This is a genomic window from Lentzea sp. HUAS TT2 (assembly GCF_051853195.1).
In the GTDB taxonomy this organism is placed as follows: domain Bacteria; phylum Actinomycetota; class Actinomycetes; order Mycobacteriales; family Pseudonocardiaceae; genus Lentzea.
On the sequence record NZ_CP196667.1, the window covers coordinates 5,878,356 to 5,898,395 of the forward strand.

At 70.1% G+C, this 20,040-nt stretch carries 25 protein-coding genes and 1 pseudogene; 18 read left to right on the forward strand and 8 right to left on the reverse strand.

Annotated features, from left to right (window positions below; all coding sequences use genetic code 11):
* The first annotated feature begins 37 nt into the window (after positions 1-37).
* The gene (locus ACSHWB_RS28670; RefSeq protein WP_439656390.1) at positions 38-673 is read left to right on the forward strand and encodes a maleylpyruvate isomerase N-terminal domain-containing protein; all 636 of its coding nucleotides are present in this window, start codon (positions 38-40) and stop codon (positions 671-673) included.
* Here the strand turns inward: ACSHWB_RS28670 and ACSHWB_RS28675 are convergent.
* Positions 670-1,248, reverse strand: a complete 579-nt coding sequence (locus tag ACSHWB_RS28675; protein WP_439656391.1) for a GNAT family N-acetyltransferase — start codon at positions 1,246-1,248, stop codon at positions 670-672. The genes ACSHWB_RS28670 and ACSHWB_RS28675 overlap by 4 nt on opposite strands.
* A gap of 148 nt (positions 1,249-1,396) precedes the next feature.
* Between ACSHWB_RS28675 and ACSHWB_RS28680 the strand changes: the two genes are divergently transcribed.
* From ACSHWB_RS28680 to ACSHWB_RS28715, 8 genes are all read left to right on the forward strand, one after another.
* Positions 1,397-1,891 carry a DinB family protein gene (locus tag ACSHWB_RS28680; RefSeq protein WP_439656392.1) on the forward strand — a complete coding sequence of 165 codons (495 nt, stop codon included), beginning with the start codon at positions 1,397-1,399 and terminating at the stop codon, positions 1,889-1,891.
* 93 nt (positions 1,892-1,984) lie between these two features.
* Positions 1,985-2,377, forward strand: a complete 393-nt coding sequence (locus tag ACSHWB_RS28685; protein WP_439656393.1) for a DUF948 domain-containing protein — start codon at positions 1,985-1,987, stop codon at positions 2,375-2,377.
* Entirely contained in the window at positions 2,374-2,643 is a 270-nt protein-coding gene (locus ACSHWB_RS28690; RefSeq protein WP_439656394.1) for a hypothetical protein, read from the forward strand. Before ACSHWB_RS28685 ends, ACSHWB_RS28690 begins: the two co-directional genes overlap by 4 nt.
* A 57-nt stretch (positions 2,644-2,700) precedes the next feature.
* On the forward strand, positions 2,701-5,370 hold the full coding sequence (alaS, locus tag ACSHWB_RS28695) for an alanine--tRNA ligase (RefSeq protein ID WP_439656395.1): 2,670 nt from the start codon (positions 2,701-2,703) through the stop codon (positions 5,368-5,370).
* The gene (gene ruvX / locus ACSHWB_RS28700; RefSeq protein WP_439656396.1) at positions 5,357-5,845 is read left to right on the forward strand and encodes a Holliday junction resolvase RuvX; all 489 of its coding nucleotides are present in this window, start codon (positions 5,357-5,359) and stop codon (positions 5,843-5,845) included. Before alaS ends, ruvX begins: the two co-directional genes overlap by 14 nt.
* Positions 5,842-7,065 carry an endolytic transglycosylase MltG gene (gene mltG, locus ACSHWB_RS28705; RefSeq protein ID WP_439656397.1) on the forward strand — a complete coding sequence of 408 codons (1,224 nt, stop codon included), beginning with the start codon at positions 5,842-5,844 and terminating at the stop codon, positions 7,063-7,065. Before ruvX ends, mltG begins: the two co-directional genes overlap by 4 nt.
* Complete coding sequence (locus ACSHWB_RS28710; RefSeq protein ID WP_439656398.1) at positions 7,065-7,889, forward strand: shikimate dehydrogenase; 825 nt, start codon at positions 7,065-7,067, stop codon at positions 7,887-7,889. The genes mltG and ACSHWB_RS28710 overlap by 1 nt, the downstream gene beginning before the upstream one ends.
* 262 nt (positions 7,890-8,151) lie before the next feature.
* Positions 8,152-8,646, forward strand: a complete 495-nt coding sequence (locus tag ACSHWB_RS28715) for a DUF6985 domain-containing protein (RefSeq protein WP_439656399.1) — start codon at positions 8,152-8,154, stop codon at positions 8,644-8,646.
* Here the strand turns inward: ACSHWB_RS28715 and ACSHWB_RS28720 are convergent.
* From ACSHWB_RS28720 to ACSHWB_RS28730, 3 genes are read right to left on the reverse strand one after another with little or no spacing between them, the layout of a single operon-like run.
* Positions 8,643-9,038, reverse strand: a complete 396-nt coding sequence (locus tag ACSHWB_RS28720) for a hypothetical protein (protein ID WP_439656400.1) — start codon at positions 9,036-9,038, stop codon at positions 8,643-8,645. The two genes, ACSHWB_RS28715 and ACSHWB_RS28720, sit on opposite strands and share 4 nt — an antisense overlap.
* Positions 9,035-10,381 carry a sensor histidine kinase gene (locus tag ACSHWB_RS28725; RefSeq protein WP_439656401.1) on the reverse strand — a complete coding sequence of 449 codons (1,347 nt, stop codon included), beginning with the start codon at positions 10,379-10,381 and terminating at the stop codon, positions 9,035-9,037. Before ACSHWB_RS28725 ends, ACSHWB_RS28720 begins: the two co-directional genes overlap by 4 nt.
* Positions 10,378-11,052: a response regulator gene (locus ACSHWB_RS28730; RefSeq protein WP_439656402.1), complete on the reverse strand. Its 675-nt coding sequence runs from the start codon at positions 11,050-11,052 to the stop codon at positions 10,378-10,380. Before ACSHWB_RS28730 ends, ACSHWB_RS28725 begins: the two co-directional genes overlap by 4 nt.
* 231 nt (positions 11,053-11,283) lie before the next feature.
* Between ACSHWB_RS28730 and ACSHWB_RS28735 the strand changes: the two are divergent.
* Positions 11,284-11,643, forward strand: a pseudogene (locus ACSHWB_RS28735) (phosphatase PAP2 family protein); the annotation flags it as partial.
* A 201-nt stretch (positions 11,644-11,844) separates the two neighbouring features.
* Here ACSHWB_RS28735 and ACSHWB_RS28740 read toward each other — a convergent pair.
* From ACSHWB_RS28740 to ACSHWB_RS28750, 3 genes are read right to left on the reverse strand one after another with little or no spacing between them, the layout of a single operon-like run.
* On the reverse strand, positions 11,845-12,111 hold the full coding sequence (locus ACSHWB_RS28740) for an HPr family phosphocarrier protein (RefSeq protein WP_439664683.1): 267 nt from the start codon (positions 12,109-12,111) through the stop codon (positions 11,845-11,847).
* Between the two features lie 30 nt (positions 12,112-12,141).
* Positions 12,142-13,422 carry a PTS transporter subunit EIIC gene (locus ACSHWB_RS28745; protein WP_439656403.1) on the reverse strand — a complete coding sequence of 427 codons (1,281 nt, stop codon included), beginning with the start codon at positions 13,420-13,422 and terminating at the stop codon, positions 12,142-12,144.
* Positions 13,419-14,174 carry a GntR family transcriptional regulator gene (locus tag ACSHWB_RS28750; protein WP_439656404.1) on the reverse strand — a complete coding sequence of 252 codons (756 nt, stop codon included), beginning with the start codon at positions 14,172-14,174 and terminating at the stop codon, positions 13,419-13,421. The genes ACSHWB_RS28745 and ACSHWB_RS28750 overlap by 4 nt, the downstream gene beginning before the upstream one ends.
* A 111-nt stretch (positions 14,175-14,285) precedes the next feature.
* Here ACSHWB_RS28750 and ACSHWB_RS28755 point away from each other — a divergent pair, with 111 nt between their 5' ends.
* The 7 genes from ACSHWB_RS28755 (at position 14,286) to aroQ (ending at position 18,793) form a co-directional block, all read left to right on the forward strand.
* Complete coding sequence (locus ACSHWB_RS28755; RefSeq protein WP_090005969.1) at positions 14,286-14,522, forward strand: glucose PTS transporter subunit EIIB; 237 nt, start codon at positions 14,286-14,288, stop codon at positions 14,520-14,522.
* Complete coding sequence (locus ACSHWB_RS28760) at positions 14,519-14,974, forward strand: PTS sugar transporter subunit IIA (protein WP_439656405.1); 456 nt, start codon at positions 14,519-14,521, stop codon at positions 14,972-14,974. The genes ACSHWB_RS28755 and ACSHWB_RS28760 overlap by 4 nt, the downstream gene beginning before the upstream one ends.
* 119 nt (positions 14,975-15,093) lie before the next feature.
* Complete coding sequence (locus tag ACSHWB_RS28765) at positions 15,094-15,546, forward strand: prepilin peptidase (protein ID WP_439656406.1); 453 nt, start codon at positions 15,094-15,096, stop codon at positions 15,544-15,546.
* Between the two features lie 13 nt (positions 15,547-15,559).
* Positions 15,560-16,759 carry a chorismate synthase gene (gene aroC / locus ACSHWB_RS28770; RefSeq protein ID WP_439656407.1) on the forward strand — a complete coding sequence of 400 codons (1,200 nt, stop codon included), beginning with the start codon at positions 15,560-15,562 and terminating at the stop codon, positions 16,757-16,759.
* Positions 16,756-17,262 carry a shikimate kinase gene (locus tag ACSHWB_RS28775; RefSeq protein ID WP_439656408.1) on the forward strand — a complete coding sequence of 169 codons (507 nt, stop codon included), beginning with the start codon at positions 16,756-16,758 and terminating at the stop codon, positions 17,260-17,262. The genes aroC and ACSHWB_RS28775 overlap by 4 nt, the downstream gene beginning before the upstream one ends.
* Positions 17,259-18,368, forward strand: a complete 1,110-nt coding sequence (gene aroB, locus ACSHWB_RS28780) for a 3-dehydroquinate synthase (protein WP_439656409.1) — start codon at positions 17,259-17,261, stop codon at positions 18,366-18,368. Before ACSHWB_RS28775 ends, aroB begins: the two co-directional genes overlap by 4 nt.
* Positions 18,365-18,793 carry a type II 3-dehydroquinate dehydratase gene (gene aroQ / locus ACSHWB_RS28785; protein WP_439656410.1) on the forward strand — a complete coding sequence of 143 codons (429 nt, stop codon included), beginning with the start codon at positions 18,365-18,367 and terminating at the stop codon, positions 18,791-18,793. Before aroB ends, aroQ begins: the two co-directional genes overlap by 4 nt.
* An 84-nt stretch (positions 18,794-18,877) precedes the next feature.
* Here aroQ and ACSHWB_RS28790 read toward each other — a convergent pair whose 3' ends face one another.
* Positions 18,878-19,609 (reverse strand): Long-chain-fatty-acid--CoA ligase, encoded by a 732-nt coding sequence (locus ACSHWB_RS28790; RefSeq protein WP_439656411.1) that lies wholly within the window; start codon positions 19,607-19,609, stop codon positions 18,878-18,880.
* 32 nt (positions 19,610-19,641) lie between these two features.
* On the opposite strand from ACSHWB_RS28790, the gene ACSHWB_RS28795 reads away from it, so the two are divergent.
* Positions 19,642-20,019, forward strand: a complete 378-nt coding sequence (locus tag ACSHWB_RS28795) for a VOC family protein (protein ID WP_439656412.1) — start codon at positions 19,642-19,644, stop codon at positions 20,017-20,019.
* Positions 20,020-20,040 lie beyond the last annotated feature (21 nt).

Genomic DNA, 20,040 nt, shown 5'->3' on the forward strand with positions numbered 1-20,040 from the left:
CTTCGGCGCAGGCCCCGGTTCGCGTAGCTTCGGCGAAGTGACGATCAGAGAAGACTTTCTGACCACCGCCCGCATCGCGCTCGACCTCCTGCGCGCCCCCGAGGTCGCGCGGCACTGGGACCAGCCGAGCGCCCTGCCCGAGTTCGGTGTCAGCGGACTGGCCGGACACATCGGCTACCAGGTGCTGCCGTTGCCGGGCATGATCTCCACGCCGCTGGGCGACGAGCCGGTCATCTCGCTGATGGAGCACTACGAGCGCGCCAAGTGGACCGACCTGGACGTCGACTCCGAGTTCCACACCCGCATCCGCGCCGGCGGCGAGAAGCTCGCGGCCGAAGGCCGGGACGACCTGTGTCAGAGGGTCGAGCAGGCCCTCGAAGAACTCGGGAAGTCGTTGCCGGGCCTGGAGAACCGGGGCGTGCGGATGCCGCACTGGGGGCCGTGGGCGGTGCCGCTGGACGAGTACCTGGTCAGCCGCCTGATGGAGTTCGTCGTGCACTCCGACGACCTCGCGGTGAGCGTGGGCGTGCAGACGCCGGAGTTCCCGCGCCGGGTCAACGAGACCGTCATCGACCTGTTGACCCGCATGGCGCTCAACAAGCGGCCCGCGATCGACGTGGTGCGCGCGCTCAGCCGCAAGGAACGCGCACCGCAGGACATCACCGCGTTCTAACGACGGCAGACCATCAGCAGCGCGACCTTGCCGGGCAGCATGATCTCGTCCGCCGCCACGAACCCACCGGCCTCGAACGACCTGATGGCCCGTGTGTTGCGCACGTCCGGTTCCAGCACGATCCGCGTGCAGTGCTGATCGGCCTCGAACAGCGCGTCGGTGAGCCGGGGGAGCAGCGACCGCACGAGTCCGCGGTCGGTCATCGCCAGCTCGCCGACCGCGAGGTTCAGGCCCAGGTCGTGCGGCCGCGCCTGGTAGCAGCGGGCGACGGCGTGCCTGGCCGCGCGGTAGACCTCGGCGTAGATGACGGGCCGGCCGTGCCAGCTGATCAGCAGCGGCCGGACGTCGTCGCCCGCCAGCTCCTCCTGCAGCCGGTCCTCCCACTGCGTCAGCGTCCAGGCCTGCCGCCAGAACGCCGCCACGTGCGGTGCCTGGTTCCAGCGGTGCACCAGGTGCAGGTCGTAGCCGTCCGAACGCGCGACGCGGGCGTCCCACGGCATCGACAGCTCCGGCACCGGCGGGGGACCGGCCGTGATCTGCGGGCGATAGGAGTCCAGGTGCGACACCGGCTTCACTGGGCCTCCTGCACGGGTCAACTTAGGGTGGCCTGACTTCCGCTGTGCAGGACCGAGTGTCAAGCCCTGTGTGACGGGTATTTCACAGGCTGTGACGGCTGTGAGTCAATGAGTGGTCCGTTCCAATTGGCTTCCGTAGTTTCTGCGCATGGCAGAGATCCAGCGCGAACCCGTGCCCCGGGTCGACACGGGCGAGCTCGACGTCGCCCACGCGTTCCTGAAGTTCCAGCGGCACTGCGTGCTCAAGAAGGCGGAGGGGCTCGGCGACGAGGAGCTGCGGCGGCCGCTGGTCGCGAGCGGCACGTCGATCCTGGGGCTGGTCCAGCACCTCGCCGAGGCCGAGCACTACTGGTTCGGCCACCACCTGGCCGGAGCGGAGTGGTCGGAGGCCGATGAGTTCGACATGACCGTGCCCGCCGGCCGCGAGGTGGCGACGGTGCTCGCGGACTACCGCGCCGCCATCGCCCGCAGCGACGCGGCGATCGAGGCCGCCGGTGACCCGGAGGCGCTCATGGTCGTCCCGGTCGAGGGAGTGCGGAAGACGCTGCGGTGGGTACTCGCGCACATGACCACCGAGACCGCCCGGCACGCGGGCCACGCCGACATCCTCCGGGAGCAGCTCGACGGCGCCACGGGGCGTTGAAGATCAACAAAAGGTGCCGCCCGGCCGGGTGTCGGACCCACCCGGTAATCTCACCCGCAACCAAGCCCGAACGCCTGTTCACCAGGAGGATCCGTGTCGCCAGGGTGGCTCGCCGCCGGTGCCTTCGTGCTGCTCGTGCTCATCGTGGGGATCGTGGCGATCAAGGCGGCGCGTTTCTTCGACGAGGCCACGATCGCGATGCGCAAGGCCCACGAGAACACGGACCCGTTGTTCGTCGAGGCCAACACGACGCTCACGCACGTGAACACGCAGCTTGAGCGCGTCGACGGCATCACGGCCAACGCGCGCGCCGTGACGGGCAACGTCTCGGCGCTCACCAGCCTGTTCACCGCCACTCTCGGCGGCCCGCTGGTCAAGGCCGCCGCGCTGTCCTACGGCGTGAGCAAGGCCGTCAAGGCGCGCCGCAAGGCCGCCGAGCAGCCGAACAAGCACACCAAGCGCCGCCCCAGGCGAGGTGCGAAGTGAGCCGCCTCTTCTGGTTCGGCCTGGGTGCCGCGGCAGGCCTGTTCGTCGCGAAGAAGGCCGCCGACGTGACTAAGCAGGCGACTCCTGCCGGTATCGGCGCTAACGTGGGTGAAGGCCTGCGCGAACTCGCCGGCGCGCTCGGTTCCTTCGGGGCCGAGGTGCGCGCGGGAATGGCCGAACGGGAACAGGAGTTGCAGGACACCGTGGAACGTCAGACGGGATTCACGCCGGGGCGCCGAGCGCCCAGGGCGAACGGCAAGCACTAGTCGTTCGCCTCATACCCGTGCCCTGACTTTTCCCCAGCAACACACAAGGAACTTCCCGTGCAGACCCACGAGATCATCAAGCGTTTCCGCGAGCACTTCGAGAAGGCCGGGCACAAGTACATCCCCAGCGCCTCCCTGCTGCTCGACGACCCGAACCTGCTGTTCGTCAACGCCGGCATGGTGCCGTTCAAGCCGTACTTCCTCGGCGAGGCCCCGCCGCCCGCCCCGCGGATGACGAGCATCCAGAAGTGCGTGCGCACGCCGGACATCGACGAGGTCGGCAAGACCACGCGCCACCTGACGTTCTTCCAGATGGCCGGCAACTTCTCGCTCGGCGACTACTTCAAGGAAGACGCCATCCGGCTGGCCTGGGAGCTGATCACCAACTCCCAGTCCGACGGTGGCTACGGCTTCGACCCCGAGCGCATCTGGGTCACGGTCTACCTGGACGACGACGAGGCCATCGAGCTGTGGCAGAAGGTCGCCGGCATGCCGCTGGAGCGCATCCAGCGCCGCGGCGTCGAGGACAACTTCTGGTCGATGGGCGTCCCCGGCCCGTGCGGCCCGTGTTCGGAGATCTACTACGACCGCGGCCCCGAGTACGGCAAGGAGGGCGGCCCGGTAGTCGACGAGGACAGGTACCTGGAGATCTGGAACCTCGTCTTCATGCAGAACATCCGCGGCGAGGGTGGTGCCAAGAAGGACTACCCGGTCATCGGTGAGCTGCCGTCGAAGAACATCGACACCGGCATGGGCGTCGAGCGCGTCGCCTACCTGCTGCAGGGCGTCGACAACGTCTACGAGACCGACCTGGTCCGCGCCGTCATCACCAAGGCCGAGGAGCTCTCCGGCCGCAAGTACGGCGCCAGCGAGATCGACGACATCCGCTTCCGCGTCATCGCCGACCACGCCCGCAGCGGTGTGCTGCTGGTCGGCGACGGCGTCACGCCCGGCAACGAGGCCCGCGGCTACGTGCTGCGCCGCCTGCTGCGCCGCATCGTGCGCAGCAGCCGCCTGCTCGGCGTGAACGAGCCGGTGCTGCAGCAGTTCGCCGAGGTCGTCCGCGACTCGATGGGCGAGGCCTACCCCGAGCTGGTCAGCGGGTTCGCCCGCATCCAGCAGGTGCTCAAGGCCGAGGAGGACACGTTCCTCCGCACGCTGGACGCCGGCTCGCGGATCTTCGAGCACGCCGCCGCCGAGGTGAAGTCCGACGGCCGCGCCACGCTGCCCGGTGCCCAGGCCTTCCAGCTGCACGACACGTACGGCTTCCCGATCGACCTCACGCTGGAGATGGCCTCCGAGGCCGGCCTGAGCGTCGACGAGGACGGCTTCCGCAAGCTGATGGCCGAGCAGCGCGCCCGCGCCAAGGCCGACGCCGCCGGCAAGAAGACCGGCCACGGCGACCAGTCGGTGTACCGCGAGCTGCTGGAGCAGGGCCCGACCGAGTTCACCGGCTACACCGAGCTCGCCTCCGAGGCCACGCTGCGTGGCATCGTGCTCAACGGTGCTCGGGTGAAGTCTGCCCGCGAGGGCGACATCGTCGAGGTCGTGCTGGACCGCACGCCGCTCTACGCCGAGTCCGGTGGCCAGGAGTCCGACGCCGGCACGATCGTCACCGGCAACGCCGAGCTGGAAGTGCTCGACGTGCAGAAGGTCGCCCGCAAGCTGTGGGTGCACCAGGTGCGCGTGAAGTCCGGTGAGATCAGCGAGGGCGAGCACGTCGAGGCCCGCGTCGACCCGGAGTGGCGTGTCGGCGCCCGCCAGGGCCACTCGGGCACGCACGTCGTGCACGCCGCCCTGCGCCACGTGCTCGGCCCGTCCGCCCTGCAGAGCGGTTCGTACAACAAGCCCGGCTACCTGCGGCTCGACTTCGCCTGGACCGGTGGCTTGTCCGCCGAGGCCAAGAGCGAGATCGAGGAGGTCTCGAACCTCGCCGTGCGCCGCGACCTGCCGGTCAGCGTCGTCTACACCGACATGGCCGGTGCCCAGGAGCTCGGTGCCGTCGCCCTGTTCGGCGAGACCTACGACGAGACCGTGCGCGTCATCGAGATCGGTGGCGAGTGGTCCCGCGAGCTCTGCGGTGGCACCCACGTCGAGCACTCGTCGCAGATCGGCGCCATCACCCTGCTGGGCGAGTCGTCCGTCGGGTCCGGCGTGCGCCGCCTGGAGGCCTACGTCGGCATCGAGGCCATGCGGTTCCTCGCCAAGGAACGCGCCATCGTGCAGAACCTCTCCGACATGCTCAAGGTCGGCTCCGACGGCCTGCCCGAGCGGATCGAGTCGCTGGTCGAGCGCCTGAAGTCCGCCGAGAAGGAGCTCGAGAAGGTCCGCGCCGCCGAGCTGCTGGGCAACGCCGGGGCGCTGGCCGACAAGGCCCTCGACATCCGCGGCCTGTCGCTGGTGGCCCTGGGCCTCGAGGGCGTGTCTGGCAACGACCTGCGCACCCTCGGTGGCGAGGTCCGCAACCGCCTGGGCAGCAAGCCCGGTGTGGTGGCCCTGTTCTCCACCGACGGCGACAAGGTCAGCTTCGTGGTGGCCACCACGGCCGCCGCCCGCGACCTGGGCCTCGCCGCCGGCAAGCTCGTCCCGGTGTTCGGCCCGGCCATCGCCGCCCGCGGTGGCGGCAAGCCGGACCTGGCCCAGGGCGGCGGCACGAACCCCGCCGGCGTTCCCGACGCCATCACGGCCCTCACCAACGAACTGGACAAGGTGCTTGAACAGCGCTGATTCCACTGATGTCGGCGACCCGGGCCTCGGCAGGAGGCTCGGCGTCGACGTCGGGTCGGTTCGCGTGGGAATCTCCCTCAGCGATCCGTCCGCATTCCTGGCCACCCCGCTGGTCACCCTGCAGCGGGACGAGAAGCGCGGCTCGGACCTCACGGAGCTTGTACGTCTCGTCGCCGAACATGACGTCGTCGAGGTCGTGGTCGGCTTGCCGAAGACGCTGGCCGGCCGCCACGGTCCCGCGGCGGAGGCGGCGAGCGCGTACGCTGCCGCCTTGGCCGGACGCATCGCCCCGGTGCCGGTGCGGCTCAGCGACGAACGCCTGACGACGGTCGTGGTGAGCCGGGTGCTGGCACAGCGCGGTGTGAAGGGCAAGAAGCAGCGTGCCGTGGTCGACCAGGCCGCTGCTGTCGAGATCCTGCAATCTTGGCTGGACGCACGGGCACGGACGGTGTCCGCCCGAAAGGACGAGGCGTGAGCGGCGACGATCTCGGGTTGTTCACAGACCCCGAAGCAGATGAGCGACGCCCTGTCAGGAAGCGCGATCGCGAGCGGGACAACGCCAGGGCCAAGGCGAAGAAGCGCAAGAAGACGATCCTGTGGCTGGTCGTGGCGCTGGTCCTCGCCGTCGGCATGGGCGGTGCCTACTACGGCTACAAGGAACTGCGCGGCATCGGCTCGTTCGAGGACTACGCGGGCACCGGCGAGGCCGACGCCATCGTCGAGGTCCAGGACGGCGACGTGGTCAGCAAGATCGCGTCGACCCTGTACGACAACGGCGTCACCGCCTCCGCGCGCGCCTTCGTCGAGGCCAGCAAGACCGACACCCGCGTGACGTCGATCCAGCCCGGCTTCTACCTGATGAAGACGAAGATGTCGGGTCAGAACGCCGTCGCGCGCATGATCGACCCGAAGACGCGCGTCCCCGCCGTCCAGATCGTCGGTGGCCTGAAGCTCACCGACATCCAGGCCAACGGCAAGACCGTCCCCGGCATCTACTCCCAGCTCGCCGCCGCGAGCTGCACGGAGAAGGACGGCGCGAAGGTCTGCCTGAGCGCCGAGGAGATCAAGGCCGCCGCCGAGCAGACCGACCCGGTCGCACTCGGCGTGCCGGACTGGGCACTCGCCGACGTGAAGGCCGCCGAACCGCAGTTCCGCCTCGAAGGCCTGATCATGCGCGGCGTGTACCAGGTCAAGCCGGGCGTGAGCGCGGTCGAGCTGATCCGCAGCGTCATCGTCGCCTCCGCCCAGAAGCTCCAGGGCGCCGGCATCCCCGGCGGCACCATGAACACCGGTTTCCGCCCGTACGAGGTGCTCGTGATCGCCTCGTTGATCGAGAAGGAAGCCATCGAGAAGGACTTCGGCAAGGTCTCGCGGGTCATCTACAACCGGATGGCCGAGCCGATGCCGCTGCAGTTCGACTCGACCATCAACTACCGCAACAACCAGCCGCACATCCGCACGTCCGACGCGGACCGCAACGCGGACCAGCCGTACAACACCTACAACCGGCAGGGCCTGACGCCGACCCCGATCGGCTCGCCCTCGCAGCAGGCCGTCGCCGCCGCGATCAACCCGGAGGCCGGCACCATCAAGTTCTTCGTGAAGTGCCAGACGGACGGGACGTCGTGCTTCTCGGACAACCTCGACGAGCACAACAGGCTCGACCAGAAGGCGCAGAAGGAAGGCGTCTACTAGTGACGGTGCGTAAGGCGGCGGTGATCGGCTCGCCGATCGAGCACTCCCTCTCACCCGTGCTGCACAACGCCGCCTACGCCGAACTGGGCCTCGACTGGGAGTACTCCCGCCTGGAGTGCTCCGAGGCCGGCGTGCCCGCCCTGGTGTCGTCGCTGGGACCGGAGTGGGCGGGCCTGTCGTGCACGATGCCGACCAAACGCGCGGCGCTGGCGTTCGCGTCGGTCGTGACCCCGCGTGCCTCGGCCGTGGGCGCGGCGAACACGCTGGTGCGCAACGGGTCCGAGTGGCACGCCGACTGCACCGATGTGGACGGTGTCGTGGGGGCGTTGCGGGAGAAGGGTTTCTCCGGCGGTTCGCACGGTGTCGTGCTGGGTGCGGGCGGGACGGCCACGGCCGCGCTGGCCGGGCTCGCCGAGCTCGGGATCTCCTCGGTCTCCCTGGTGGTGCGCGATCCCGCGCGTGCGGGGGAGGCGCTGGAGACCGCGTCGCGGGTCGGCGTCACCGTCGACGTGCTGGAACTGTCCTCTGTGGACCTCGCCGTGCTGGCCGGTGCCGCGGACGTGGTGGTGTCGACGGTGCCCGCCGAGGCCACCGTGCCGCTGGCCGAGGCCATCGCGCGGGCGCCGTACGTGCTGGACGTGATCTACCACCCGTGGCCCACGCCGGTGGCCGCGGCCGTCGAGGCCTCAGGGACCAGGCTGGCCACGGGGCTGGACATGTTGCTGCACCAGGCTTTCGGGCAGTTCGAGCAGTTCACCGGCAAGCCCGCGCCGCAGGACGTCATGCGGTCGGCGCTGAACGCCGCGCTGGCCGCCCGCTCCTGAGACACCCCGTAACTTTCGGTCAGATCCTGGGCCTCGGAACTCCCGTCCGCGCGAGCCGTGTGGTTGCCTACGCGTGACTCGTTTGGCTGCGGACGATGTGCCACTCGCCCGCGGTCATCGGATGCCGGTGTTCCTCACCTTGGGAGAGCCGGTGGGTGGGACGCACGGGTGTGTCCGCCGGGGGCTCCGCTTGGGCGCGTGGGCCGACCGGTTCCGGCACCACGGCCGCCGGTGCGTCCCGCCTTCTCCTACGATCGCGGTCGTGGAGATTCCTGGGCTCGGGACCGTGACCGAGGACGACTACGAGGGTTTGGCCAGCGCGCCGATCCCGGTGCCGGTGCTCGGCGGCGTCCCGTTCGTGTTCCACGTCGAGGGGTACGAGGACGACGAGGCCCAGGGCGACTTCCACGCCGCCGTCCGCTCGTTCCTGGCGCTGGACCACACGGCGCTGGACGCGGCGGCGACCGGTGTCTTCGACTACTACCGGCACATGGGCGAGGTCTTCGGCGACGGCCTGGACGACTTCCCCCGCATCGCCGGGCCCAGCGACGTCTGGGACCACGTCACGTTCGCGGGCCACGACATCCTCGTCCAGCGTCACGACGAGGCCGTGTACGTCAACGTCGAGGCCGAATGCGCGTGGGAGGTCGAGCACGGGCTGCAGATCGTGTTCCGCGACGGCGCGCGCGTGACCAAGGTCGGCCCGTACGACGGCCATCTCACCAACACGTCGCCGGAAGTGCTCTACGAACACTAAGGGCAGAAGTCGTCGGGCATCGTCACCCCGGCCACGTTCGCCTTGCTGGCCCGAGCCGTGCAGTACACCTGGAAGATCCCCCACTTGGACGACAGCTGCTGCGCGACCTCCTCGGGCAGCACGACCAGGTTCAGCACCGAGACCGCCCTGGCGGACGTCGTGGGCACCTCGCTCACCAGGCCGAGCTTCTTCTCCTCGTCGGTGAGCCCTGCCAGCAGCAGGTTCGTGCCGGTCGTGATGTCTACGAGGCCCGTGTAGGTGCGGGTCCGCCGGGTGAGGCCGTCCCGTTCGGGCGTGACGAGGTAGACGACCACCTCGTGCGACGAGACGGTCGGCGCCTCCGCACCGGTGAGGACGGGGGTCGGGCGGATGCCGCAGGCCGTGAGGGTCACGAGGGCAAGCGCAAGGTGAAGACCGCGCCGCCCGAGGGCGCGTTGGCCGCCTCGATGGTGCCGCCGTGCAGGCGTGCGTTCTCCCATGCGATCGCCAATCCCAGTCCGCTGCCCTCGGAACGGGAGCGGGCCGTGTCTGCCTTGTAGAAGCGGTCGAAGATGTGGGGGAGTGCGTCGGCGGGGATGCCGGGGCCGTTGTCCGCCACCTCGATGACGCCCGGCCGCACGGAGACGCGCACCGGGACGCCGCCGTGCTTGAGCGCGTTGCCCACGAGGTTGGCGACGATGACGTCGAGGCGGCGGCGGTCCACCCTGGCCACCACGCCCTCGGGCAGCGACGCCTCGACGGACGTGGCCCAGCCGCGGGCGGCGAGGGTGTCGCGGACCGCGGTGCCGATGTCCCAGTCGTCCAGTTCGAGGAGGTTGCGGCCCTCGTCGAAGCGGGAGATCTCCATCAGGTCGTTGACCAGGCGGGTGAGCTTGCGGGTCTCGGCGGAGACCAGGCGGGCGGCGACGGCCGTGTCGGGCGGCAACGTGTCGGCGTCCTCGTCCAGCACGGCCGTCACGGCGTTCATCGCGGTCAGGGGTGTGCGGAGCTCGTGCGACACGTCGGCCACGAAACGGCGTGAGGCGGCCTGGGACGCTTCCAGCTGCTCGGCTGCCTGGTTGAACGTGCGGGCCAGGTCGGCGAGCTCGTCGGACCCGCGGACGTCGACGCGGCTGTCCAGGCGGCCGGACCCCAGCGCGCGGGCGGCGGCGCCGAGGCGGCGGACCGGGCGCAGCACCCCTCGTGCGGTGAACAGGGCGAGGCCGAGGGCCAGCGGGAGCACCAGGCTGACGCCCACCCAGGCGGCCGTGGAGAAACTGTCGATGGCGGCCTGCGGGCCCCTCAGGTACAGCAGCGCCCACACCTCCACCCCGGTCGGCGTGCCGTCCGGGCGCAGCAGCGGGATGCCCACGACGACGTACGGGTCGGTCAGATCGGTGCGGCGCTGCCAGAGGGTCGTCCCGCTCGTCTTGAGCATCTCGCGCATCTCGGCGGGGATGAACGACGGGTCAGGGCCGTTCACGGAGCGCATGCCCTGGTACGTCACGACCGCCGAGCCGCGCAGGTACGACGCGAAGTCGTCCAGGTCCCGCTGCGCCGGCGGCACGGTCAGGCGGGGCGCGTAGTCGCGGACGTCCTTCACGAGCGGGTTCATGAAGCCGTCCTGCGCGTCCTCCAGCAGCAACGTGCGGGCGGTCGCGTACGAGGCGCCCGCCGCCCCCACCGCGCCCAGCACCGTCAGCAGCAGGAACGCGGCCATCAGCCTGGGCCGCAGGCCGCGCAGCAACGACCTCATCGCGGGCCGAAGCGGTAACCGAAACCACGCACGGTGTGGACGTAACCGGGGTCGGAGGGCACGTCCTCGATCTTCGCGCGCAACCGCTGCACGCACGCGTCGACCAGCCGCGAGTCGCCGAGGTAGTCGTGCTCCCAGACCGCCTCCAGGATCTGCTGGCGGGTCAGCACGCGGCCGGGGGTGCGGGAGAGCTCCAGCAGCAGCTTCAGCTCGGTCGGGGTCAGCGCGACCTTCACGTCGTTCTTGAGCACCTGCAGACCTGCCCGATCGATCACCAGCGAGCCGTGCCGTTCGATCGACGACGGCTCGGACACGGTCCGCCGCAGCACGGCGCGGATGCGGGCCTCCAGCACGCGCGGCTCGACCGGTTTGACCACGTAGTCGTCCGCGCCCGCCTCCAGGCCCGCCACCACGTCGAAGTCGTCGCCGCGGGCGGTCAGCATGATGATCGGCACCTCGGCGTGCGTGCGCATCCGGCGGCACGTCTCGAAGCCGTCGATGCCGGGCAGCATGATGTCGAGGACCACGATGTCGGGGCGGGACTCGCGCAGCCTCTCGACGCCTTCCTCACCCGTTCCCGCGGCTCGGACGTCGTGTCCCTGACGGCGCAACGCCAGCCCGAGTCCTTCACGCACCGAAGGGTCGTCCTCGACCAGCAAGACCATCGCCACGAGATCCATTATCGGCAGGAGACGGCACCGGCGCCGGTTCTGTAGCGGAACCATGACATGCCGTGCACGTTCTCATGGAGCGGCTCGCGAACTCTCGAAGACATGGCCGGAAGCTTGCTGGGATTCCTCTTCACGTACTTCGCGCTGGTGTGGACGTCGTTCGGGCAGAAGGCGGAGAACGCCGCGTTGCCCGAACTGTCACTGCAACACTCGTGGGCGTCCAACGTGGACATGGTGATCCTCGTCGCCGCTGTCCTCGTGATCCTCTTCGCACGCAAGAAGTCGCTCACACCGTTGCTGCTGCTCGGTGGTTCGGTGCTGGGCGCGCAGGTCCTGAAGCTCTACGTGCTGGTGCGGCCGCCGCTCGACGACGACGCCGTGCTGGTGCACAACAGCTTCCCGAGTGGACACACGACCGCCGCGGTGGCGTCGGTGATCGCGGTGACGATGGCGGTGCCCAGGCGGTTCGCGCTGTTCGTGGCGGTACCGGGGGCGATCGGCGCGGGAGCGGTCGCGGCGGAGACCGTGTCGCTCGGCTGGCACCGGTTCAGCGACACGCTCGGCGCGGCGCTGCTGGTCTCGACGCTCGCGTTCCTGTTGCTGCGCAGGTGGACCGCGGGACTCGTCGTGCCGCCCGCGCTGGCCGTGGGAGGCGTCTGGCTGATGGTGAGCCACCCGCAGGTCACGCCGCCGACCTTGGCCGGCGTCGTGACCGCGGGTGTCGTGCTGCACTTCGGGTGGGTTGTGAGTGGTCTCGGCCGTCGGGGCGATCGAGACCACTCACAACCCGGCTCACTCGTCGTGATCGGTGGCGATCAGTTCGGCGATGGCGTCCAGAGCGGCATCCGCTCCGTCCCCGTCGGCGCTGAGCACCACCTCGTCACCATGCATCGCGCCCAGGGTCATGAGTCCCAGGACACTCGCCGCTTCGACGGCTTCGCCGCCGTCCTTGCTGATGGTGACCGTCACCGGCTGGTCGGCGGCGGCCTTCGCCAGCAGTGCGGCAGGCCGGGCGTGCAGTCCGACCTTGCTGGCCACGGTGACCCGTCGCTCGGCCATGATGGTTCCTCCCGGTAGAGCTGTTTTCGCTTACTTGTTCTCGTCGGTGGCGCGCTTCTCGCGCACCGCCGTGTCGCCACTGCCGCCGACGATGCTCTCGTCGGCCTCCGGCGACTCGTCGTCCTCACGACCCGGCGTCTTCAGGTTCCACTTGGTGATGACGAAGCGGAACAGGAAGTAGTAGATCGCACCGTAGATCAGGCCGAGGACGATCAGCAGCCACGGCTTGGTCGCGATGTTCCAGTTAAGGATGAAGTCGATCGCACCGGCCGAGAACGAGAAGCCGTCGTGCGCGCCCAGGGCGTTCGAGATCGCGAGCGACGTACCCGTGAGGAACGCGTGGATCAGGTACAGCGGCCACGCCACGAACATGAACGCGAACTCGAGCGGCTCCGTCACACCGGTGATGAACGCGGTGAGGGCGGCGGAGCCCATGATGCCGCCGATGAGCTTGCGCTGGCTCGGCTTCGCGGTGTGCACGATCGCCAGTGCGGCGGCGGGCAGCGCGAACATGAGGATGGGGAAGAAGCCGGTCTGGAACGTGCCGGCGGTCGGGTCGCCCGCGAGGAAGCGCGGGATGTCACCGGTCTTGTCGTTGTACTCGCCGAACTGGAACCACACGACGTTGTTGACGATGTGGTGCAGACCCAGCGGGATCAGCAGGCGGTTCACGACACCGTAGATGAACGCGCCGATGATCGTGCTGCCCGTGACCCACTCACCGATGGCGGTCAGGCCCGCGTCGAACCACGGGTAGACCAGGCCGAGCAGGACGCCGACGAGCGTCATGACACCGGCGACGATGATCGGGACGAACCGGCGGCCACCGAAGAACGCCAGGTACGGGGGCAGCTTGATGCGGTGGTACTTCTGCCACAGCAGGGCGGTCAACAGGCCGACGACGATACCGCCGAGGACGCCGTAGTTGATCACCTCGGGCTTGGCGGCCGGGTCGGTCGGCTGGTCGAGGACCAGCGGCGACATCGCCTTGAAGACGCTCGTCAGCACGACGTAGCCGACGACGCCGGCGAGCGCCGTGGAGCCGTCACCGCGCCGTGCGAAACCGACGGCGATGCCGACGGCGAACAGCAGGGCGAGGTTGCTGAACAGCGCGTCGCCCGCCGCACCGATCACCGAGGCGACGGCGTTCCAGCCCAGACCGTCCTTGCCCAGCATGTCGGGCTGGCCGAAGCGGAGCAGCAGACCTGCCGCGGGCAGCACGGCGATCGGCAGCATGAGGCTGCGACCGAAGCGTTGCAACGTGGCGAGGCCCTTGATCTCACGACCACCAGTTGCGGCGTCCGTGCTCATCGGGTTCCTCCCTTGGCGGAGTTCAGACCGGGACCCGGGACGGTCCGGTCCAGTTGCATGGTCACCTGGTAGAGATCGCCCCGGTACCAGGAGGTCACGTCTTCACAGGGCCGCCCGTCGGAGCTGGCGACCCTCCTGAACACGAGGAGCGGGCTGCCCTTGCGGACGTCGAGCGCCTTCGCGGTCTCCGCGTCGGCGGTCTCTGCCCACACGGTCTGCCGCGCGTGGTCCAGCTGGACTCCGTACCGGGTCGCGATGATCTCGTAGATCGACCCGGTCAAGTCGCATCGGTCAAGCTCGGGAAGCACGTGCGGGCTGTACCAGCCGGCCTCGAGCGCCAGCGGTGCCCCGTCGGCCTTGCGCAGCCGCACGACGCGGTACGCGTACTCGTCGGCCTCCAGGCCCAGCGAGGCCTTCGAGCCCGGTGCCGCCTGGCCGCAGCTGATCACCTCGGTGCTGGGTTCTACCCCGCGCGCCTTCATGTCCGAGGTGAACGAGGCCAGGAAGAGCTGCAGGTCGTAGCGCCGCTTGGCGGTGAACGTCCCACGTCCCTTGGCCCGCGTGAGCAGGCCTTCGGCGACCAGTTGGCCGACTGCGGCCCGCACTGTGATGCGAGAGACTCCGTACCGCTCGGCGAGATCGCGCTCGGACGGGATCGGTGAACCGGGTGCGAGCTCCTGTTCGGCCAGCTTTCGCAGGATCTCGCGCAGCTGCGCGTGCTTGGGCTTGGGCCCGTCCACGATCTCGTTCACTCGGTCACCTCCTCGCTAGTGGTACTTTCCGGTCTAGACCAGTTGGTGCGGGAGAATGCTCCGCGCACCGAGCGGGTGTCAACCGCTGTTACGGGAACGAGAGGTACGAACGTGGCTGACGAGAAGGCTCAGAAGATCCTCGAGGCGCTGGGCGGCCGGGACAACATCATCGAGATCGAGCCCTGCATCACCCGCCTGCGGTGTGAGCTCGAAGACGGTTCCGTCGTCGACGAGAAGGCCCTGAAGGCGTTGGGAGCGCACGGAGTCATGCGTTCCGGCAACGTCGTCCAGGTCGTCGTCGGACCCGAGGCGGACACCATCGCGTCGGACATCGAGGACCTCCTGTGAGCCTCCGCGTCGGCAGCCCCGTGGCCGGCCGCGTGGTCGCGCTCTCCGAGGTGCCGGACCAGGTCTTCGCCGAGGCGATGGTCGGACCCGGCGTGGCCGTCGAGCCCGTCCGGTCGAAGTCCGACGTGGTCTCGCCGCTCGACGGCACGATCGTGACGCTGCACCCGCACGCGTTCGTGGTGGCCAGCGGTGACGGTGCGGCGATCCTCGTGCACCTCGGCATCGACACCGTGAAGCGCAAGGGCGAGGGCTTCGAGCTGCACGTCGTCAAGGGCGAGCAGGTCCAGGCCGGTCAGAAGATCGTGACGTGGGACCCGGCCGAGGTCGAGGCTGCCGGGTTCGCGCCGATCTGCCCGGTGATCGCGCTGGACGCGTCCGCCGAGGTGCTGGCCGACCTCGCCGTCGGCGTGGACGTGGCGGCGAACGACGCCCTGTTCGACTGGTCTCGCTGAACCGTTGTTCCTGGCGTTCTCCCAGCCAGGTCTGAGGCATCGTTGAGCCGTGCGTGGATGGACCGTTCACGACGGGTCAGGATTTGTGCCCGAGCCGTACCCAGCAGGACCGTGGTGTCATGACCACGGTCCTGCTCGCGTCTGTGCTGAGTGCGTTGTGGACGGTCGCGGACGTCCTGGACGCACCGCCCTCCTCGTTCGTGCTGGCGTGTGTCGGCATCGTGCTCGCGGTGATCGACCTGCGGCACCACCGGTTGCCGGACGCGCTGACCCTCCCTTTGGGTGCCGCGCTCCTGCTCCTGGCGTTCCACGGGCTGGGAGCCGCCGTGCTGTCCGCGCTCGTTTTCGGTGGCGCTCATCTCATCGTGCGGCGCCTGCGGCCGGAGTTCATGGGCGGCGGGGACGTGAAGCTGGCCTTCGGGCTCGGCGCGGCGCTCCCGCTGCCGTCCCTGCTACCCGCGGCGATCCTGGCGAGCGCGGTCACCCTCGCCCTCGCGGTGCTGCGAAGACGCCGTGCCGTGCCGCACGGACCGGGGCTGCTGGCCGCCACCTGGGCTTTGACGACGCTGTGAAAGGATTGTGGACGTGCTGCGCTGGATCACCGCTGGAGAGTCACACGGCCCCGCCCTCGTCGCCGTCCTGGAGGGCATGCCCGCCGGGGTGGAGGTGACCACCGACGACCTGGTAGCCCAGCTCGGGCGCCGCAGGCTCGGTTTCGGTCGCTCGCCGCGCATGGGGTTCGAGCAGGACGAGGTCGAGATCCTCGGCGGCGTCCGCCACGGCAAGACCCAGGGCGGTCCGGTCGCGGTCACGATCGGCAACTCCGAGTGGCCCAAGTGGCAGACGGTCATGTCGCCGGACCCGGTCGACCCGAGCCTGCTCAAGCCCACCGGCCGCAACGAGGCCCTCACCCGCCCGCGCCCCGGCCACGCCGACCTGCCCGGCATGCAGAAGTTCGGGTTCGACGAGGCCCGCCCGGTGCTGGAGCGCGCCTCCGCCCGTGAGACGGCCGCCCGCACCGCGCTCGGCACGGTCGCCCGCCAGTTCCTGCAGCAGCTGCTCGGCGTGCAGGTCCTGAGCCACGTGGTGTCCATCGGCAAGGCCGAGACGCCGGAGGACTCCGCGCTGCCGACGCCCGACGACCTGCCCGCGATCGACGAGTCGCCGGTGCGCTGCTTCGACTCCCGCGGCACCGACGCGATGGTCGCCGAGGTGGAGGCCGTGCAGAAGGCCGCCGACACCGTCGGTGGCGTGATCGAGGTGCTCGTGTACGGGCTTCCGCCGGGTCTCGGCTCGCACGTGCACTGGGACCGCCGGCTCGACGCGCGCCTGGCCGCCGCCCTGATGGGTGTGCAGGCGATGAAGGGCGTGGAGATCGGCGACGGCTTCACGTCGGCCAAGCGCTGGGGTTCGCAGGCGCACGACGAGATCGACCGCGGCAGCGGCCCGGTCGGCGTGACGCGCCGCTCGAACCGCGCAGGCGGCCTCGAGGGCGGCATCACCAACGGCGAGATCCTGCGCGTCCGCGTGGCGATGAAGCCCATCTCGACCGTGCCGCGCGCACTGGCCACTGTGGACGTTCGCACCGGCGAGGCCGCCACCGCGATCCACCAGCGTTCGGACGTCTGCGCCGTGCCGCGCGCCGGTGTGGTGCTGGAGTCGGTGGTGGCGCTGGTGCTGGCCGAGGCCGCGCTGGAGAAGTTCGGCGGCGACTCGCTGGACGAGACGCGCCGCAACGCCCACGCGTACCTCAAGGCGCTGGAAGCCCGCTGGGAGGGCATGTGAGCCCGCGCTTCGTGGTCGTCGGCCCGCCCGGCGCCGGCAAGACCACCGTCAGCGAACTGCTGGCCGCGCGGCTGTCGCTGCCGTTCCGCGACGTCGACGCGGACATCGTCGCGCTCGCGGGCAAGCCCGTCTCGGACATCTTCACCGACGACGGCGAGCCCGTTTTCCGCGCCATGGAAGAGGAAGCGGTCGCCAAGGCGCTCGTCGAGCACGAGGGCGTGCTGGCGCTGGGCGGGGGAGCGGTGCTGTCCGCCACGACCCGCGAACGCCTGGCCGAGCACACCGTCGTGTTCCTGAACGTGGGCATGGCCGAGGGAGTGCGCCGCACCGGGCTGTCGTCCTCACGGCCGCTGCTGACCGGCATGAACCCGCGTGCCACGTTCAAGGCGCTGCTGGACGCGCGCCTGCCGCTGTACCGCGAGGTCGCGACGATCGAGGTCCTGACGGATTCGCTGGACCCGGAGCAGGTGACCGACGCGGTGATCAAGGGAGCTGAAGCATGACCGAGCCCGTGCGCATCCGGGTCGCCGCGGAGAAGCCCTACGACGTGGTGATCGGCCGCGGCCTGCTCGGCGACATCGTCGAGTTCCTGGCTCCTGTCGCCAAGATCGCGATCGTGCACCAGCCGACGCTGGCCGAGACGGCGAAGGTGCTGGTCGACGAGCTCAAGGCGGTCGGGGTCGACGCGCACCGCGTCGAGGTCCCCGACGCCGAGGACGGCAAGGACCTGGCCGTCGCGGGCTTCTGCTGGGACGTGCTGGGCAAGATCGGCCTGGCGCGCACCGACGTCGTCGTCGGCCTCGGCGGCGGCGCGGTGACGGACCTCGCGGGCTTCGTCGCGTCCACGTGGATGCGCGGCGTGCGGCTGGTCAACATCCCGACGACGCTGCTCGGCATGGTCGACGCGGCGGTCGGCGGCAAGACCGGCATCAACACCGACGCGGGCAAGAACCTCGTAGGCACGTTCTACGAGCCCGACGCGATCTTCGTCGACCTCGCGACGCTGGAGACGTTGCCGCGCAACGAGCTCATCGCCGGCATGGCCGAGATCGTGAAGGGCGGCTTCATCGCCGACCCGGTCATCCTCGACCTGATCGAGGCCGACCCGGCCCTGGCCCTCGACCCGACCGGCGACGTGCTGGCCGAGCTGATCCGCCGCAAGATCCAGATCAAGGCCGACGTCGTCACGGCGGACCTGCGCGAGTCGTCGCTGCGCGAGATCCTGAACTACGGCCACACCCTCGGCCACGCCATCGAACGCCGCGAGCGCTACCGCTGGCGCCACGGTGCCGCCATCAGCGTGGGCCTGGTCTTCGCCGCCGAACTGGCCCGCCTCGCCGGCCGCCTCGACGACGAGACCGCCGACCGCCACAAGCGCGTGCTGGAGCTGCTCGGCCTGCCGACGACGTACGACCCGGACGGCCTCCCGCAGCTCATGGAGGGCATGAAGGTCGACAAGAAGAACAAGGCGGGCGTGCTCCGCTTCGTCGTCCTGGACGGCCTCGCCAAGCCGGGCCGTCTCGAAGGCCCGGACCCGGCCCTGATCGCCGCCGCGTACTCGGCCGTCGCCGCCGAGCCGACCACGGGCTCCGGAAAGGTGCTGCTGTGAGGGTCCTCGTCCTGAACGGCCCCAACCTCGACCGCCTCGGCACCCGCGAGCCCGACGTCTACGGCCGCACCACCTACAAGGACCTCGTCGACCTGTGCGTCGCCGAGGGCAAGGAACTGAACTTCGAGGTAGAGGTCCGCCAGACCGCCCACGAGGGCGAGATGGTCGCGTGGCTGCACGAGGCCGCCGACCTCTCGATCCCGGTGGTGCTGAACGGCGCCGCCTGGACGCACTACTCGATCGCCGTGCGCGACGCGTGCTCGCAGCTGACCGCGCCGCTGGTCGAGGTGCACATCTCGAACATCCACCAGCGCGAGGAGTTCCGGCACCACAGCGTGATCTCGGCGGTGGCGAGCGGCGTGATCGTGGGGCTGGGCGTCGAGGGCTACCTGCTGGCGCTGCGCTGGCTGGCGCTCAAGAGGTAGCGCCCGGGACGAGTCGTTCGGGCGGCCGCGCTCACGAGGCGGTGCTCGGGACGCGGGCTCGGGAGGCGGCGCTCACGAGGTGTCTCAGCGGTGGCGCATCCAGAGGTTCGTCTCCTCGTAGACCCCCAGGTCGCGTTCCCGGTCGATCGCCACGAGGTCCAGCCCGCCCGCGACCACGTACCGCCCGGTCTGCGGGAACGCCATCCCGGTCCACCCCTCCCACTGCGCGACCGTGCCGGTCACGACCATCGACCGGTCCGCAGGCCCGAGGATCGTGGCACCGAGCCGCTGATGCGTGCGGATCCACGGGTCGAGGTGCAGGCCGTCCTCGCGTGCCCACCCCTGGAAGTCCGCCATCGACGTCAGCGGGTATGCCGCCTTGAGCGTCGGCCGCACCGGCACGATCACCCGCGCGAGCCCGTCGGCCGCCGCCCGTTCGCGCAGGCCGGTGAGCACCTTCCCCGCCAGCCCGCCCCCGGTGCGGTCGGCCCGCACGGTCGCGGCCACCACGCACAGGGTGTCCGGCGCGATCCCGCTCTCGTGCTCGGTGACCGCCGCGACCAGGGCACCGTCGTACCCTCCGGCCGGCAAGGTCGAGGTCTCGCCGTCCCAGCTCAGCGCCACCGCGGTCGCCCTCGCGAGCACCACGTCGTCGTCGAGCAGCAGCACGTCGTAGCGCGGGAAGTACCGCGCCACGGCGTCGCGGTGGTCCCGCGGGACCTGGCCGCGCAGCACGAACGGCGGCCAGCCGTCCCGCAGCGAGGCCTGGGCGGGGCCCTGGAGATCGGGCCGCTCGCCGTTCGAGACGATCTTCACGAGCCGATCGTAGGAGCCAGGGGGAGCGGGCGATGCTGCATCACGTCGAACTGTGGGTGCCGGACCTCGCGCGGGCAGAGCACACGTTCGGGTGGATCTTCACCGAACTGGGCTGGGCCGAGCACCAGCGCTGGCCCGCAGGCGTCAGCTGGAAACTCGGCGAGACCTACGTCGTGGTCGAGCGGTCGCCGGCCATGACCGGTCCGCACGACCGGATGAAGGCGGGTCTGAACCACCTCGCCCTGCACGCCGGCACTCGCGCGGACGTCGACCGGCTGACCCTGGAATCCGAGGCGCACGGCTGGAAACTCATGTTCGCGGACCGGCATCCTCACGCGGGAGGACCGGATCACTACGCGGCGTTCCTGGAGAACGAGGACGGCTTCGAAATCGAGCTCGTCGCCACCTGAATCGCCACCTGAACGTGTGAA